We start from the raw sequence: 16,982 nt of genomic DNA, 5'->3' as shown, positions 1-16,982 counted from the left end.
ACAATAGGTGTCATCAAGAAATTGTTAGCACGCCAACGGCGCCAGGTGATGAGCATACTGCCGGAACAATACGTGAACTTGTCGCTGATGACGTCCGCCTTTGCGGTGGACGCCATACTGGTGGCATTGCTGGTATTTTTATGGCTGATGCACCGCAAGGAAAAGCACGCCTTGCTATGGGGTATCGGCCAGGCGGCTGTGATGGCCGGCGGATTGACCTGGTTTGCCGGCGCGGCGGTTTTATCGCCGTCCTGGCGTTTATTTGTCTGCGCGCTGATGCTGGTCATCGGTATGGCCGGTTATTACAGTGGCACGCAATATTTTCTTGGCGATTTGCGGCGGCGTCACTGGCGTTCGATCATGGCGGCCATGGTCGTTGCCACGGCCGGATTTTATCTGCTCTGGCAATTGCATCCGCACTGGGTGCCGCCCGGCAGCGCCGCCGCGCTCGGCCTGGTGATGGTGTGGATGGGCGTGCGCCTGGTCCGCGCCCAGCGCCGTTACCGCTTGCTCGGCTGCACCTTGATGGCGCGCGGCGTGTTCAACCTGGTCAGTGCCGCCACCTTGCCGCCGCAATGGTATTTGCTGTGGTTTGCCGGCACGTCCATCCTGAAAGCCCTGTCGATGCTGGGCCTGATTTATGCAGTGCAGGATGAAATGCAGCAGCGCTATGCGCGCACCATCGACAGCCTCAGTCACGGCTTTTTGATCCGCGATCGGTGGGGCATCATCCACGTCGCCAACGAGCGCGGCGCCCGCTTGCTGGGGTTCGAGCAGGCGGCCGACCTGGTGGGCAAGCACCTGAGCGAGATTTTGCCCAGGCTCACTCCGGCCATGGCCGATGACTATTTCCGCCGCTTCGAGGCGCCCGGTGTGCAATACCCAATGACCGACACCGCCGTCGTCACCCTGCATTCCGGCGCGCGCCTGCCGCTGGAAATGGCCGGCTCGCCGTATATCGAGCGCGGCCAGTTGTACTGCCTGGTGCAGTTGCTCGATATTACCGAGCGCCAGAAGAAGGACGACCTGCTCAACCAGGCCGCGCGTATCGATCCCGTTACCGGCTGTTTCAACCGCCACGCGCTGTCCGAGGCGCTGGCCCGCGAGGTGGCACAGTGCCGCGAGCAAGGCCGCGAATGCGTGGTGCTGTTCCTCGACCTCGACAAGTTCAAGCGCGTCAACGATTCCTTCGGCCACGCCACCGGCGACGACCTGCTGCGCCAGACCGCGCAGCGCTTGCGCGGCCTGCTGGGGCCGAACGACCTGCTGGCGCGCTTCGGCGGCGACGAGTTCATCGTCGTGCTGCCCGACCTGGCGGCAGGCAGCGCGGAGCCGGCCGCGCGCCGCTGCGCCGAGCACATCCTGAATGCGCTGTCGGCGCGCTTCCAGTTGCTGCACCATGCGATCGGGGTGTCGGCCAGCATCGGCGTGGCCTGTTATCCCGCGCTCGGCAGCGACAGCGACACCCTGATACGCAATGCCGACATCGCCATGTACGAGGCCAAGAAGGCCGGGCGCGGCGAGTTGCGCTTCTTCCACGATTCGATGAACGCCGCCGCCAAGAGCGCGCTCGAGATCGACGGCGCGCTGCGCGGAGCGATCGACAACAACGAATTCCGCCTGGTGTACCAGGCCATCGTCGATGCCCGCACCGGCACGCTGACCAAGGTGGAGGCGCTGATCCGCTGGCACAACGCGCAACTGGGCCACGTGCCGCCCGACCGTTTCATCCCGGTGGCGGAAGACAGCGGCATGGTGGTGGCGGTGGGCGCCTGGGTGCTCGAACAGGCGTGCAGCCAGATGGCGGCCTGGCGCGACGGCCCGCTGGGCGCGGTCACGGTCAGCATCAATGTCTCGGCATGGCAACTGGCCGATCCGTTCTTCGTGGCGCTGGTGCAGCAGACGCTGGCGCGCCACGGCCTGCAGCCTCGCCAGCTCGAACTGGAGTTGACCGAGCGCGTGCTGATCGACGACGGCGGCCATGTCCACAGCGTGATCGACCGCTTGCGCGCTTTGGGCGTGGGCGTGTCGCTGGACGACTTCGGCACCGGTTACTCGTCGCTGAGCTACCTGACGCAATTCCACCTGAACACGCTCAAGATCGACCGCGCATTCGTGATGGACATCGAGCACAGCGACCGCAGCAACAGCCTGGTGCACGCGATTATCGCCATGGGCCATTCGCTGGGCCTGAAACTGGTGGCCGAGGGCGTGGAGACGGCCGGCCAGGCCGCCATCCTCGAACAGATGGGCTGCCATTATTTGCAGGGCTACCATATCTCGCGGCCAATCGCGCCGGAGGCGTTGCTCGACTTCGCCGTGGGCAGAGCTGCCGAGGCCGCCTAGACCGTTGCAGTGTCACTCAACTGTCATCGCCACGTCATCGCAACGTCACATGCTGTTCTTACAATCTTGCTGATTGATACCAACTCACCCAGCAAGAAAGAGAACAGCCATGTCCCAGCGCTTCCCCCTGAAACCTTTGTGCCTGCTCGTGTTGCAAGCCCTGGCCATCCACGCTCACGCGGAAGAAGCGGCCGACAGCGCCACCGTAGCCGCCATGGCCGGTCCGGTCCAGACCGTGGAAATTACGGGGCGCGGCCAGTCGCGCCAGGTGCAGAACATCAACAAGGCCGACCTGGCCGAAGCGTTGCCGGGCACCAGCCCCTTGAAAGTGCTCGACAAACTGCCTGGCGTGAACTTCCAGTCGGCCGATCCGTTCGGCGCCTATGAATGGTCGACGTCGTTCAGCCTGCGCGGCTTCAGCCAGAGCCAGTTGGGCTTCACGCTTGACGGCATTCCGCTCGGCGACATGAGCTACGCCAATAACAACGGCCTGCACATCAGCCGTGCCGTATCGTCGGAAAACATCGGTCGCGTCCAGGTGTCGCAGGGCGCCGGCTCGCTGGCCACCGCGTCCACCAGCAATCTGGGCGGTACGGTGCAGTTCTTCACGCTGGCCCCCAGCGACGAGCGCGCCCTGACCGTGTCGCAAACCGTGGGCAGCGATTCGACGTCGCGCACCTTCGCCCGCGTCGATACCGGCCTGATCGGCGACGCCATGAAGGCATCGCTGAGCGGCACCCGCCAGCGCAGCGACAAGACCAAGGGTGAAGGCGGCCAGGACCAGGACCAGGTCAATGCCCGCTTCGTCTTCAATTTTGGCGAGAGCAACAGCCTGACCGGCTTCTTCAACTACTCGGACCGCAAGGAAGTCGACTACCAGGATATGTCGAAGGAAATGCTGGGCCGCCTCGGCTACGACTGGGACAACTACCAGCCCGACTGGCAGCGCGCCCTGAATGCCGCCAAGCAGCAGTACAGCGGCAACGTCACCAGCATGGACGACGCCTACTACTCGGCCGGCGGCCTGCGCAAGGACAATCTGAGCGGCCTGATCCTGGATCTGAACCTGACCCCGTCCTTCAACCTCAAGACCACCGGCTACCACCACGACAACAAGGGCGAAGGCCACTGGTACACGCCGTACGTCGCCACCAACGCCGCCAACCCGCTGTCGATCCGCACCACCGAATACCGCATCAACCGCAACGGCATCATGGCCGATGCGAGCCTGGAGCTGGGCAACCACACGGTTACCTTCGGCGCCTGGGGCGAGCGCTCGGACCACACGGGCACCCGCGCCTACTACGCGGTCACCGGCCCGGCCGACACCATGTATTACCTGTCGAACCCGTTCCAGATCGACTGGAAGCAGAACTTCATCACCACCACCTCGCAGTTCTACCTGCAGGACAGCCTGGCACTGATGGATGGCAAGCTGAAAGTGAACGCCGGCTTCAAGAGCATGAGCGTGGACATTGCTGCCCGTAACATCATCGGCAATCGCGCCGCTGGCAAGCTGACGGCCGAGAAGAATTTCCTGCCGCAGGTCGGCGCCAACTACGCGCTGTCCGCCGACGACGAAATCTTCGCCTCGGCCGCGAAAAACATGCGTGCGCACCAGCCTGGCGTGGGCGGTCCGTTCTCGCAAACCCAGATCGCGTACGACGCCGGCGTGGGTAACCTGAAACCGGAAACCTCGACCAATATCGACCTCGGCTACCGCTTCAAGCGCGATGCGGTGCAAGGCTCGCTGGCCGTGTACGGCGCCCGCTTCGACGACCGCCAGCTCTCCGTGGCCACCTGCGCCGGCATCGTCGGCTGCCCGTCCACCTTCGTGAACGTCGGCAAGGTCGATACCAAGGGCGTGGAAGCGATCGCCGTGTGGAAAATCAACCGCCAGATCAGCTGGTTCAACTCGGCCACGTATAACGACTCCAAGTACAAGTCCGACTACATGGACGGCACCACCCTGGTCCAGGTGAACGGCAAGCAGGTGGCCGGCGCACCGAAAACCCTGTTCAGCACGGAAGCGTCATACGACAGCGGCGCCTGGTTCGCCCGCCTGGGCGGCAAGTACACGGGCAAGCGCTACTACACCTACACCAACGACGCCAGCGTCGACGCGTTCTGGATCGGCAGCCTGTCGGCCGGCTACAAGCTCAAGTCGCTGGGCTTCATGAAAGATCTGTCGCTGCAAGTGAACGTGAGCAACCTGTTCGACAAGCAGTACATCAGCACCGTCGGCACCAACGGCTTCCAGGCCCGCGACCCGAACGGCACGGCGCAAACCCTGCTCACCGGCGCGCCACGCCAGGTTTTCCTGACCCTGAGCGGCAAGCTGTAACCAGTTGAGCACCATCAAAAGCGGCGCCCCGTCACCTGGGCGCCGCTTTTTTATGTGCAACATTTACTCGATATCATGAGCTCTGTTGCTGCCTAGATACAAGCGTCGGATGGTGCTGGCGAGCGACCAGTGGTCGCTGCATACTGGGAACCCCGTGTATGTTCCCAGGAGCGCGCCGTGAAATGGTTTTATGACCTGAAGATTGCCACCAAGTTGCTGGTATCGTTTGGCGTGGTGTTACTGCTGACCTTGTTCATGGGCGTCAGTTCCATCCTGTCCACGGCGCGCGTCAACCAGGCGTCCAGCGACCTGGCCGAGAACTGGATGCCGAGCGTGCGCATGGCGATGGAGCTGCGCAGCGATGTCAGCGACCTGCGCCGCTGGGAGCTGTCGCACCTGCTTAACGACGAGGCCGGCTTATATGCCGATTACAACCAGCGCATCGCCACCACGCTCGCTGCCATCAAGACGCACCGCGAGGCCTACGAAAAACTGATCAGCAGCCCCGAGGAAAAAGCGCTGGTAGCCAGCTTCGACCAGAACTGGACCGCCTACCTGGCCGAGCATACCAAGATGATCGCGCTATCGGCCGCCGGCGACAAGGAGGCGGCGCGGGCGCTGTCGCGCGGTGCGTCGGCCAAGGTGCTCGGTGCGCTGACCGACGTCACGGGCCAGTTGGTCAAACTCAATATCGATGGCGGCGACGCTGCCAGCGATGCCGCGACCGCCACCTACAACACGGCGCGCGTCACGTAGATCGTGCTGTTGGTGCTCAGTATCGGCATTGGCCTGGCATTGGCCGTGACGGTGGCGCGCATTGTCTCGGCGCCGCTGCGCGAAGCGGTGTCTGCCGCGTCCGCCGTGGCCGAAGGCGACCTCACGCGCGACATCGCCGTCAAGTCGTCGTGCGAGACGGGGCAGCTGATGCAGGCGCTCAAAACCATGACCGAAAACCTGCAGGCGCTGGTGGCGCAGGTGCGCAGCGGCACCGACCTGATCGCTACCGCCTCGGCGGAAATTGCCAGCGGCAACCAGGACCTGTCCTCGCGCACCGAGCAGCAGGCCAGTTCGCTGGAAGAAACCGCCTCGTCGATGGAAGAGCTGACCAGCACCGTCAAGCAGAACGCCGACAATGCGCGCCAGGCCAACCAGCTGGCGCAGTCGGCCTCCGGTATCGCCACCCGGGGCGGCGAAGTGGTGGGGCAGGTGGTGGGCACCATGGCCTCGATCAACGAATCGTCACGCAAGATCGAGGACATTATTTCGGTGATCGACGGCATCGCCTTCCAGACCAACATCCTGGCGCTGAACGCGGCCGTGGAAGCAGCGCGGGCCGGCGAGCAGGGCCGGGGCTTCGCGGTGGTGGCGGGCGAAGTGCGCAACCTGGCGCACCGATCGGCCGCTGCCGCCAAGGACATCAAGCAACTGATTTCCGACTCGGTGCAAAAAGTGGAGGCCGGCTCGGAACTGGTCAACCAGGCCGGCACCACGATGAGCGAGATCGTCACCAGTATCACCCGCGTGACCGACATCATGGCCGAGATTTCGTCCGCCAGTAACGAGCAGAGCGACGGCATCGAGCAGGTCAACACGGCGATTACCCAGATGGACCAGGTCACCCAGCAAAATGCCGCGCTGGTGGAAGAGTCGGCTGCTGCGGCCGAATCGCTGCAAAACCAGGCGGCGCAGCTGAGCGACGTGGTCAGCGTGTTCAAGATCCATGCATCGAGCACACGCGCGGCGGTGGCGCCCACGCCCGCCCGGCGCGCGGTGGCGGCGGCGACATCGGCCAAGGTTGCGCCACGCCTGGCCACTGTGGCTGCGTCCAGGCCTGCGCCGAAAAAGCCCGCAAAGCAAACGGCAGAAGGCGACGAGTGGGAAACCTTTTAACAAGGTGACCAACCGGATGTAACAGCTTGTTATCCGTTTTGATAGATTGCAAATGATAATCATTCTCGATTATAGTTCTGCAACTTTCAAAATCGATACGGAGCACCATGTTACGTCCCCTCAAGCCCTGGCTGGCCCTCGGCCTGCTGTCCGCCACGCCATTGGTCCACGCGCAAGCTGGCGCCGACGGTGACGTCGCCCTGCCACAAGTAAACGTGGTGGCTGAGCGCAGCGCCGCCTACAACACCGGCACCAGCCGGGGCGCCACCCGCACCGATACGCCGCTGCGCGAAGTGCCGCAATCGGTGCGCGTGGTCAACATCGAGCAGCTCGAGGACTTGGGCGCCATGCGCCTGGCCGATACCGTCGATTTCGTCAGCGGCATTTCGCGCCTGAACGATTTTGGCGGCACCTGGGACAACTTCGGCATCCGCGGCTTTTCCAGCACCGACATGGGTTTCCTGGTCAACGGCTTTCCCGGCGCACGCGGCTACAATCCGCCGCGCGACACCGCCACCGTCGAGCGCTTCGAATTCCTCAAGGACCCGGCCGGCGCCATCTATGGCAGCAGCGAGCCGGGTGGCACCATCAACATCGTCACCAAGAAGCCGGCATTTACCGCGCGCCACGTGGCCGAGGTGGGCTTCAACGATCGCGGCCTGCGCCGCGCCACGGTGGACACCACCGGGCCATTGAGTTCCACTGTCGCTTACCGCCTGAACCTGATGACGGAGGAGGGCGATCCGCGCTCGTCACTGCTGCATAACAAGCGCATGCTGGTGGCGCCCGCGCTGACCTGGCAGATCGACCCGCGCACCACGCTCAACTACGAAGCGGAAATCCTGAAATCCGACACCCCGCTCGACCGCGGCGTGATCAATGTGCGCGGCCAGTTGGGCCTGCTGCCGCGCGACCGCATCCTCAACGAGCCGACCGACAAAAACATGCGCCTCTCCAGCAAGACCCAGCAACTGACGCTGGACCGGGTGCTGGCCGACGGCTGGCGCGCGCGCCTGGGCGCGAGCTACAAGGAAAGCACGTTCGAAGGCGACTACACGGAAGCGACGTCGCTGGCGGCGGACAACCGCACCCTGAACCGCCAGGCCACCTGGCGCACGCTGCCATCGCGCGATACCTCGGTCAACGGCGAGCTCGAAGGCAAGTTTGCCACCGGCGGCCTGGAGCATACGCTGCTGGTCGGCGCCGAAGCTTCGCGCCTGTGGATGAACATGGAAATCCTGCGCTCGGCCAACACGCCAATCGACATTTATGCACCGGTGTACGGCCGCGTGGCCGGTCCGTTGACCTCGCTCACCACGAGCTCGGACGAACGCCAGCGCGTGAAAGCTGTGTTTGCGCAAGACCAGGTCAGCCTGTCGGCACAATGGAAACTGCTGGCCGGCCTGCGCTGGGACGAGTACAGCCAGGACCTGGTCAACCGCGTGGCCCGCAGCCAGTTGCAGCGCAAGCAAAGTGCGGTGTCGCCGCGCGCGGGCGTCACGTACCTGCCCAACAGCTGGAGTTCGCTGTATCTGTCGGCCGGCAAATCGTTCCGGGGCAATACCGGCATCGACGTCAACGGCAACGCTTTCGATCCGCAAAAATCGCGTTCCTACGAAGCGGGCTGGAAGCTGCAAAGCGCCGACCAGCGCCTGGGCGCTACCGTCGCCGTGTACGACATCACCAAGACCAATGTGCTCACGGCCAGCGACGTGCCGGGCTTTTCGGTGGCGGCAGGTGAAGTGAAAAGCAGCGGCGTGGAAGCGGACGTGACCGGGCAGCTCGGCCGTCACTGGCGCGTGAGCGGCAACGCCGCCTACGACGACGCCCGTGTTACCCGCGACCGCACCCTGGCGGCCGGCACGCGCCTGATGAACGTGCCGAAATGGAGCGCCGGCATGCTGGCGATCCGCGAAGACCGCCTGCCTGACGGCAGCCGCTACGGCGTGGGCGCCGGCGTCAACCACGTGGGCGAACGCTCGGGCAACAATGCCGACACGTACTCGCTGCCGTCGTACACGACCGCGCGCCTGCTCGGCTACTGGCAGCTGAACCGGCAGGTCAAGCTGTCGCTTGACGTGCTCAACCTGTTCAACCGCACGTACTACACGTCGTCGTGGGCCGGCCTGTACGTCACGCCCGGCGCCGAGCGCAGCGTGGCTGCCAGGGTCAAAGTCGAGCTTTAATTTGCCAGCAAGGCCATGTTGCGCCCGCGCTGCTTGGCCTTGTACAACGCCCGGTCCGCCATTTCCACCAGCAGGTCCGGCGAGTTGTCGTCGCCCGGCACCAGTACTGCCACCCCGATGCTGATCGTCAACATGCCGAACGGCGACTGCTCGTGCGGCAACTGGCGCCGCGCCAGCTCGGCGCACATTGACTGCGCCGCCTCGAAGGCGTCGGCCGCACCGGTATCGGCCGCCAGCAGGGCGAATTCTTCGCCGCCATAGCGGGCCGCGATGTCGGTGGCGCGCCGGCCGTGGTGGGTGATCAGGTCGGCCACCGCGCGCAAGGCGGCATCGCCGGCCTGGTGGCCGTAATGGTCATTATATTTTTTGAAGAAATCGACGTCGAGCATCGACAGCGCCACCGGCTGCCCGGTGCGTGCGGCGCGGCGCCATTCGGCCGCCAGCGCCAGGTCGAAGCCGCGCCGGTTGACTACGCCGGTCAGGCCGTCGGTGGTGCTGAGCGCGGCCAGCTTGCGGTTCGATTCCTCCAGTTCGGCCGTGCGCGCCGCCACCACTTTTTCAAGCTGCAACTGGTGGCGCGTCAGGCGGTCGATGCGGATCCGGTACAGCAGCGCCAACGTAAACACCACCAGCGCCACGCCCAGCAGGCGGAACCACCCGCGCTGCCAGAATGGCGGCGTAATGGTCACGCGCAAGGTGGCCGGTTCCTCGTTCCACACGCCCAGGTGGTTGGCGGCCTTGACCCGGAACACGTAGTGGCCCGGGTTGAGGTTGGTATAGCTGGCGCTGCGGTGGGCGGCGTCGGTGTGCACCCATTCGCGGTCGAAACCCTGCAACTGGTAGGCGTAGCGGTTCTGGCCGGGGTCGGTGTAGTGGAGTGCGGCGAATTCGATTGAAAACACCGACGCTTCCGACGACAGGGTCAGCGCGGTGGGCGCGGTAACCGGCCCCTCGGCCTTGACGTCGGCGCGCGGCTTGCCGTTTTGCAGCGAATGGTTGAACACCGTGATATCGGTGATGGCCACCTGCGGCGGCACCGAGTTGCTGCGCACTTTCGATGGTGTGACCGCCGTCATGCCGTGTACGCCGCCAAAGTACAGCGTGCCATCGGCGCCGCGCGCGGACGAGTTGACGGTGAACCCTTCGGTCAGGCCGTCGGCGGCGGTAAACAGGCTGACCTTGCCTGTCTCCGGATCGAGGCGGAACAGGCCGGCCAGCGTGCTGCACCAGATCTTGCCATCGAGGTCGTGTTCGATGGCGAGGATTTTTTGCGACCGCATGGCCGCCGCGTACGAGGTGAAGCGCACCTTGCCGCCGGCCTCGAACACGGCCAGGTTCAACCCCTTGCTGGTACCGATCCAGAGGCGGCCCCTGGCGTCCTCGTGCAGGCTGACGATGTTGTTGTCGCTGATGCTGGTGGCGTCGGCCTGGTCGTGGCGGAAGTGGCGGAAGATGCCGGTGGCGGGATCAAGCCAGTCGAGGCCGCCGCCATTCCATTCCGAGCCCACCCACACCCGGCCGCTGCTGTCCTCCAGCACGGCGGAGGCGCCGTCCACGCTGCGGCTGCTGCGGTCCTGCGGGTCGTTGTAATAGATCTTGCGGGCGTCGGTGGCCGGATCGTAGCGGATCAGGCTGTTGCCGGTGGCCAGCCACAGCGCGCCGCCCGCGCCGGGTGCGATGAGGTTGATATAGTCGCTGGCGGTGTTGCCGAAGTGGATGGCCTGGAACGTGCCGTCCACATGGTCGAGCCGGTTGAGGCCGTTCGAAGTGCCCAGCCACAGCGGTCCCTTGCCATCGTCCTGCTGGTACATGCTGTACACGATGGAGTGGCTCAGATTGCCCGGGGTCCGGTCATCGGCTTGCCAGGTCTTGACGACCGTGCGGGTGCCGGGGTCGTACAAGCTCATGCCCACATTGCCGCCCAGCCAGAGCCGGCCCGCGGGCGCCCGTGACAGGCTCAGCAGCGCATTGCTGGCCGGTGCGGCACGGCGGTCGATGCGAAATGGCACGTGGCGCGTAAAACCTTCGCTGCTGAGATTGGCCAGCGCAATGCCATCGGTAAACGAGGCGATCCACAACATGCCGCCTCGGTCCTGCATCACGGCGCGCAGGTTGTCGCCGGGCAGGCTGTACGGATCGTCGGCGGCATGGACAAACTGGTCGAAGGCGCCGCGTTCCCGATTCCAGCGCAGCAGCCCCGCCGACAGGGTGGTCGCCCACAGCCGGCCCTGGTTGTCGAGGTTGAAGTCGGTGATGCGGCTGGCGGGCGAGGGAACGGCTGTGCGCGTACTCCAGTCGCGCTTGCCATCCCAGTGCACCACACCGGCCTCGGTGCCGATCCACAACTCGCCATTGCGGTCGAATTGCAGCGCACGCACGATATTGATGCGGGCATCGGCGCGGACGGCCGGATCCACCTGGTGGTGGAGGAAGCTGGTGGCGCCTGGCGCCAGGTAGTCGAGTCCGCCGGGCCAGGTGGCGGCCCAGACTCCACCGCCGGCATCGAGCGCCAGCGCATTGAGGTCGTTGCTGGCCAGGCTGCCGGGATCTTTGGCATCGTGGGCATATACGGTGAACTTGCCGGTGTCCGGATGGTAGTGCTGCAAGCCGCCCCAGCTGGCTATCCACATGCCGCCCCGGCCGTCGGCAATGATGCGCTTGATGATGCGATGGTTGTTGGGGCCCTTGGCTGGCGCCATCACCGTAAAGTTGTTGGTGTCCGGATTGAAGCGCGCCAGGCCGTTCTGGGTGCCGGCCCAGATGCGGCCCTTGGCGTCTTCGTAAATGGCCGCGACACGGTCGTGCGGCAGGCTGTGCGGATCGGCGGGGTTGTGGGCATAGCGTACCGCCTGGTAACCGTTGTAGCGATACAGGCCGTTGGTATGGGTGCCAACCCAGACATAACCCTGGCGGTCCTGCAGCAGCGCCAGCATCGATGGCTCGTCCCCGCCCAGCGGTCCCAGCTTCTTGAAGCGCAGCGACGGCGTGACCGCCTCCGGAGAAATCGGCCAGTCCGCTGCCAGCACCGGAGCGAACGGAATCGACAGCAAGATCAAGCAGGACAGCAACAGGCGGCAAAGCAGCGCGAAGGCTGGGCGCAAGGAGGGCAAAGCGGACGAAGGGAGCGCGGGCATGGTGGAGTTTTCGAGGCGCCGGTCAACGCCGTCCGGCAGGAGGAGAGTAGTGGATTATTTATAATTCTATGGTTTGGCTGGCATTATACATGCCATTGATGCAATTATTTCTGGATAATAGTCAGTGTTTTCGCGCACTTGCCGCTTTTTAGGGTATAGTTTACGGTGCTGCCTGCCGTGTATAGAGCGCCGCCACCGCACCCGTCCCTTTTCCCCGGTGCGGATTCTGTTGTTTATTGAAGAAAGCTGGTTGTCCCCCAGGGGCCGGCCCACACACTATGTCCGAATCCGAGATCACTACCCCGTCTGTTGACGTCCCGTCTGCCCCCATTGCACCTGCTGCACCAGTCACGCCAGCAGCACCAGCAACTTCCGCAGCACCAGCAGCACCCGCAGCACCAGTAGTGCCTGTGGCAACAGCAGCACCTGTGGAACCCGTCGTACCTGTGGAACCCGCACCTGCGGCACCAGCCCCGGTGGCCTCTGCGGCTCCAGCAGCAGAACCGGTAGCCTCTGCGGCACCAGCAGCACCGGTAGCTTCTGCTGCGCCCGCAGCCGAGGCGGTTGCCGTCGCGGCTGTGCCGGTTGCGTCAGTTGTACCCGCCGCTCCGGCTGCGCCAGTCGCAGCGGTAGCGCCGGTCGCCAGCGTGCGCTTTGCCGACTTTGGCCTGTCGCCGCTGATCCAGCGCGCGCTCGACGAAGCCGGTTACGAGCATCCGACGCCGATCCAGGCCGAGGCGATTCCCGTGCTGCTGCAAGGACGCGATGTCATGGGCGCGGCCCAGACCGGTACCGGCAAGACCGCCAGTTTCTCGCTGCCCATTATCCAGATGCTGCTGGCCAACGCCAGCCACAGCACCTCGCCGGCGCGCCACCCGGTGCGCGCGCTGATCCTCACGCCTACCCGCGAACTGGCGGTGCAGGTGGCCGATAACGTCAAGGCCTACGCCAAGCACACGCCGCTGCGCTCCACCGTGGTATTCGGCGGCATGGACATGAAGCCGCAAACGGCGCTGCTCAAGGCCGGCGTGGAAATCGTCATCGCCACCCCGGGCCGCCTGCTCGACCATATCGAGCAAAAGAATATCAGCCTGTCGCAAGTCCAAATGCTGGTCATGGACGAAGCCGACCGCATGCTGGACATGGGTTTCCTGCCGGACTTGCAGCGCATCATCAACTTGCTGCCGAAGCAGCGCCAGAACCTGATGTTCTCGGCCACGTTCTCGCCAGAAATCAAAAAGCTGGCCAACACCTTCCTCAGCAACCCGATCACCATCGAAGTCGCGCGCAGCAACCAGACCGCCGACAAGGTCACCCAGGTTGTCTACAAGGTGACGGAGAGCCAGAAGCACGCGGTCACCGCGCACATCCTGCGCCAGCGCGAGCTGAAACAGGTGATCATCTTCTCCAACACCAAGATCGGCTGCTCGCGCCTGGCGCGCGAACTCGAGCGCGAAGGCATGAAGGCGGTCGCCATCCACGGCGACAAGACCCAGCAAGAGCGCATGGCCGCACTGGAAGCGTTCAAGAAGGGCGAGACCGACATCCTGGTCGCCACCGACGTTGCCGCCCGTGGCCTCGACATCACCGACCTGCCGTGCGTGATCAACTACGATCTGCCGTATAACGCCGAAGACTACGTCCACCGCATCGGCCGCACCGGCCGCGCCGGCGCCTCCGGCGACGCCATCTCGATCTACTCCGACAAGGACGAGCGCCTGCTGGCCGACATCGAAAAGCTGATCAAACAAACCATCAAGCGCGGCGAACTGCAAGGCTTCAATCCTGCGCCTGCCTATGGCGCCGCTCCCGCCGGCGAAGAGCGCGGCAACCGTGGCGAGCGCAGTGAGCGTGGCGACCGCCATCCGCGCCGCCCGGAAGACAGCAGCCGCGGCCCGGCCAGTCGCCCGACCGACCGCGCCCCGCGCGGCATGGGCATGTCCCCGCGCCGCGACAAGGTCGATCCGTGGTTCCTCAAGCCGTACGAACCGGCCAAGAGCACGTTGGCGCCGGCAACCGCGCCGGGCGCTGCGGGCAGCAGTAAGCCCAAGCAAAAACTGGCGGTCTTGCTTGGCGGCGTCCCGAAGTAATAATCAACTGGCAGCCCTCGCGGCTGCTTTTTTGTGGCGGCTTTTCCGTGGTGCCCTGCCATGGAGGCAAACCATGCCAGCGTGGTTTTATTGCTGCAGGTTATAGAGATATAGGCCAAAAACAAGCGGCAGCCAGCCCGGCCTGCTCTTTGTAATAAAGTGTGTCCAATGTATTGCTGCGGCTTCAAACTTGGTAAATTGATTATTCTCTCTTGATTCAATAAACTATGATAGCAGTCGACGACGATTCCCTTATGTCTGGCGCCCCGCCACTGATCGTCGATTTGGACGGTACACTGATCCACACCGATATGCTGCACGAGACCGCGTTGCGGGTTTCGCGCGATAGTCCTCTGGACGTGCTGCGCATTCCGCTGTGGCTGTCGCAGGGCAAGGCCGTACTCAAGACCCGGCTCGCCGGACGCACTGACTTCGATCCCGCCGCGCTGCCCTACAACCTGCCGCTGCTCGACTGGCTCAAGGAGCAGCGCGCCGCCGGCCGGCGCCTGATCCTGTCCACCGCCACGGACCGCTCGATTGCCGACAATATCGCCGCCCACCTTGGCGTGTTTGACGAAGTCATGGCCAGCGACGGCGTCACCAATCTGGCCGGCAGCAACAAGGCGGCGGCGCTGGAAGCGCGGTTTGGCGCCCATGGCTTCGACTATGCCGGCAATTCGTCGGCCGACCTGGCCGTATGGCGCCGCGCGCGCCGCGCCATCGTCGTCAACGGTTCAACCCGCTTAACGGCGCAGGCCACCGGCCTGTGCAAGGTCGAGCGCGAATTTCCGCCCCAGCCGCGTGGCTTGAAGAGCTGGAGCAAGGTCCTGCGCGTGCACCAGTGGCTCAAGAATCTGCTGTTGTTCGTGCCGCTGTTGGCGGCGCATCAGGTGGACAGCGGCGCCCAGTGGGGCACGCTGCTGCTGGCGTTCATCTCGTTCAGCCTGTGCGCGTCCACCGTCTACATCGCCAACGACCTGCTGGACCTCGAGAGCGACCGCCAGCATCCGCGCAAACGGCTGCGGCCGTTCGCGTCGGGCGCGGTGCCTGCCTGGATGGGTGTGCTGCTGGCGCCGGTGCTACTGGCCGTCAGCGTGATCCTGGCGTGGCGCGTCGGTGGCAGTTTCCTGCCCTGGCTCAGCGTCTATTTCCTGGTCACGTGCGTCTACTCGTGGGGCTTGAAGCGCGTGATGCTGGTCGATTGCGTCACGCTGGCCGTGTTGTACACACTGCGTATCATTGCCGGTGCGGCCGCCATCGGCCAGATGCTGTCGTTTTGGCTGCTCGCGTTCTCGGTCTTCCTGTTCCTGTCGCTGGCGTTCGTCAAGCGCTACGCCGAATTGCATGGCCAGGAGCTGGGCGGCAAGACCAAGGTGCAGGGGCGTGGCTACTACACTTCGGACGCGCCGCTGATCCAGACGATGGGCGTCACCTCCGGTTACTCGGCTGCCGTGGTGCTGGCGCTTTACCTGAGCAGCGACGTCGTGGTGATGCTGTACCGCCAGCCCGAAATCGTCTGGGGCGCGGTGCCGGTCCTGCTGTTCTGGATCAGCTGGATCTGGATGCAGGCGCATCGTGGCAATATGCATGACGACCCGGTCGTGTTTGCGATCAAGGACCGTGCCAGCCTGCTGGCCGGGCTGGTGTTCGGCCTCATCATCGTAGCCGGCGCTATGGGCTGGCCATGGCTCTAGTCTCGTCCTGGGGGCGGCTCGGCAGTTGGCCGCACAAGGTGCTTGCGCTGACCGACCGCACCCGGGTGGCACGCCAGCTGGCCGCTGCCGATGGCCCGGGCATCGCTCACGGCATGGGCCGTAGCTATGGCGACGTCTGCCTCAACCCCGACGGCGCGTTGTGGCGCACCAGCGCCATGGACCGTTTCATCGCATTCGATCCCCGGCAGGGTCGCATCGTGTGCGAGTCGGGCGTCCTGCTGCGCGATATCCAGCGCCTGACCCTGGCGCATGGCTGGCTGCTGCCGGTCACGCCCGGCACCCAGGTGGTGACGGTGGGGGGCGCCATCGCCAACGATGTACATGGCAAGAACCATCACCGGGTCGGTTCGTTTGGCGACCACGTGCTGCGCCTGCGCCTGGTGCGCACCGATGGCGAGGTGATCGATTGCGGACCGTCCATGCATCCCGAGTGGTTTGCCGCCACTGTCGGTGGCATGGGCCTAACTGGCGTGGTCACGGAAGCCGAACTGCAGCTGCGTCCTGCCGCCGGCCCGTGGCTGGTGACCGAGACCGTGCCGTATTCCGGCCTCGACGGATTCTTTGCGCTGGCCAACGAGTCGGAGCATGGCTGGGAGCAGACGGTGTCGTGGATCGACTGCCTGTCGCGCGACCAGCGCGGCCTGTTCATGCGCGCCAACCAGGCCGACATCCCGTACCGCGCCTCCGATGCTCAGGCGGGAAAAAAGCCGCGTACCATGCCAGTCGTGCCACCGATTTCGCTGGTCAACCAGCTATCGCTGCGGCCGTTCAACAGCGTCTACTACAACCTCAACAAGCTACGTGCCGGCAAGGCGATTGCCCATTACGAAAGCTATTCCTACCCGCTGGACAATCTGCTGGAATGGAATCGCATGTACGGTCCGCGCGGATTTTACCAGTACCAGAGCGTGGTGCCGCGTGCCGTCGCGCAGGACGCTGTGGGCGTCATGCTGCGCGAGATCGCGGCCTCCGGCGACGGCTCCTTTTTGGCCGTGCTCAAAACCTTCGGCGAGCGCGCTGCGCCCGGCATGATGAGCTTTCCGTGCCCCGGCGCCACGCTGGCGCTGGACTTTCCCAACCGGGGCGTGCGCACCCTGCGCCTGCTCGAGCGGCTCGATGCCATCGTGCGCGAAGCGGGCGGCCGCATCTACGCGGCCAAGGATGCGCGCATGCCGCGCGAGTTGTTCGAAAGCGGTTATCCGCGCCTCGCAGAATTCTTGCAATACCGCGATCCTGGGACCAGTTCGGCCCTGTCGCGTCGCCTGATAGGAAATTAA

8 protein-coding genes and 1 pseudogene are annotated in these 16,982 nt (G+C 64.6%); 7 read left to right on the top strand and 2 right to left on the bottom strand.

All coding sequences use genetic code 11. The features are described from left to right. Positions 1-48: 48 nt before the first annotated feature. From F8197_RS11325 to F8197_RS11310, 4 genes and pseudogenes are all read left to right on the top strand, one after another. A complete protein-coding gene (locus F8197_RS11325; protein WP_227012194.1) occupies positions 49-2,346 on the top strand; it encodes a bifunctional diguanylate cyclase/phosphodiesterase in 2,298 nt (765 codons plus the stop codon). 109 nt (positions 2,347-2,455) lie between these two features. Next, positions 2,456-4,690, top strand: a complete 2,235-nt coding sequence (locus tag F8197_RS11320) for a TonB-dependent receptor (RefSeq protein WP_193333402.1) — start codon at positions 2,456-2,458, stop codon at positions 4,688-4,690. A gap of 177 nt (positions 4,691-4,867) precedes the next feature. Next, positions 4,868-6,580 (top strand): annotated as a pseudogene (locus F8197_RS11315) (methyl-accepting chemotaxis protein). Positions 6,581-6,687: 107 nt separating this feature from the next. Further along, a complete protein-coding gene (locus tag F8197_RS11310; RefSeq protein ID WP_152881887.1) occupies positions 6,688-8,766 on the top strand; it encodes a TonB-dependent siderophore receptor in 2,079 nt (692 codons plus the stop codon). Here F8197_RS11310 and F8197_RS11305 read toward each other — a convergent pair. Together F8197_RS11305 and F8197_RS11300 are read right to left on the bottom strand one after the other, a co-directional pair. Next, on the bottom strand, positions 8,763-11,822 hold the full coding sequence (locus tag F8197_RS11305) for a ligand-binding sensor domain-containing diguanylate cyclase (protein ID WP_227012193.1): 3,060 nt from the start codon (positions 11,820-11,822) through the stop codon (positions 8,763-8,765). The genes F8197_RS11310 and F8197_RS11305 overlap by 4 nt on opposite strands. A gap of 426 nt (positions 11,823-12,248) precedes the next feature. After that, entirely contained in the window at positions 12,249-12,431 is a 183-nt protein-coding gene (locus tag F8197_RS11300; protein WP_152881886.1) for a hypothetical protein, read from the bottom strand. A 116-nt stretch (positions 12,432-12,547) separates the two neighbouring features. On the opposite strand from F8197_RS11300, the gene F8197_RS11295 reads away from it, so the two are divergent. From F8197_RS11295 to F8197_RS11285, 3 genes are all read left to right on the top strand, one after another. Continuing rightward, entirely contained in the window at positions 12,548-13,990 is a 1,443-nt protein-coding gene (locus F8197_RS11295; protein ID WP_373996844.1) for a DEAD/DEAH box helicase, read from the top strand. Between the two features lie 254 nt (positions 13,991-14,244). Next, entirely contained in the window at positions 14,245-15,684 is a 1,440-nt protein-coding gene (locus F8197_RS11290; RefSeq protein WP_152881885.1) for a UbiA family prenyltransferase, read from the top strand. Continuing rightward, on the top strand, positions 15,675-16,982 hold the full coding sequence (locus tag F8197_RS11285) for an FAD-binding oxidoreductase (protein WP_152881884.1): 1,308 nt from the start codon (positions 15,675-15,677) through the stop codon (positions 16,980-16,982). The genes F8197_RS11290 and F8197_RS11285 overlap by 10 nt, the downstream gene beginning before the upstream one ends.

The organism is Duganella sp. FT27W, from assembly GCF_009295655.1.
In the GTDB taxonomy this organism is placed as follows: domain Bacteria; phylum Pseudomonadota; class Gammaproteobacteria; order Burkholderiales; family Burkholderiaceae_D; genus Rugamonas; species Rugamonas zoogloeoides.
This window is presented reverse-complemented; position numbering and strand designations above follow the sequence as displayed.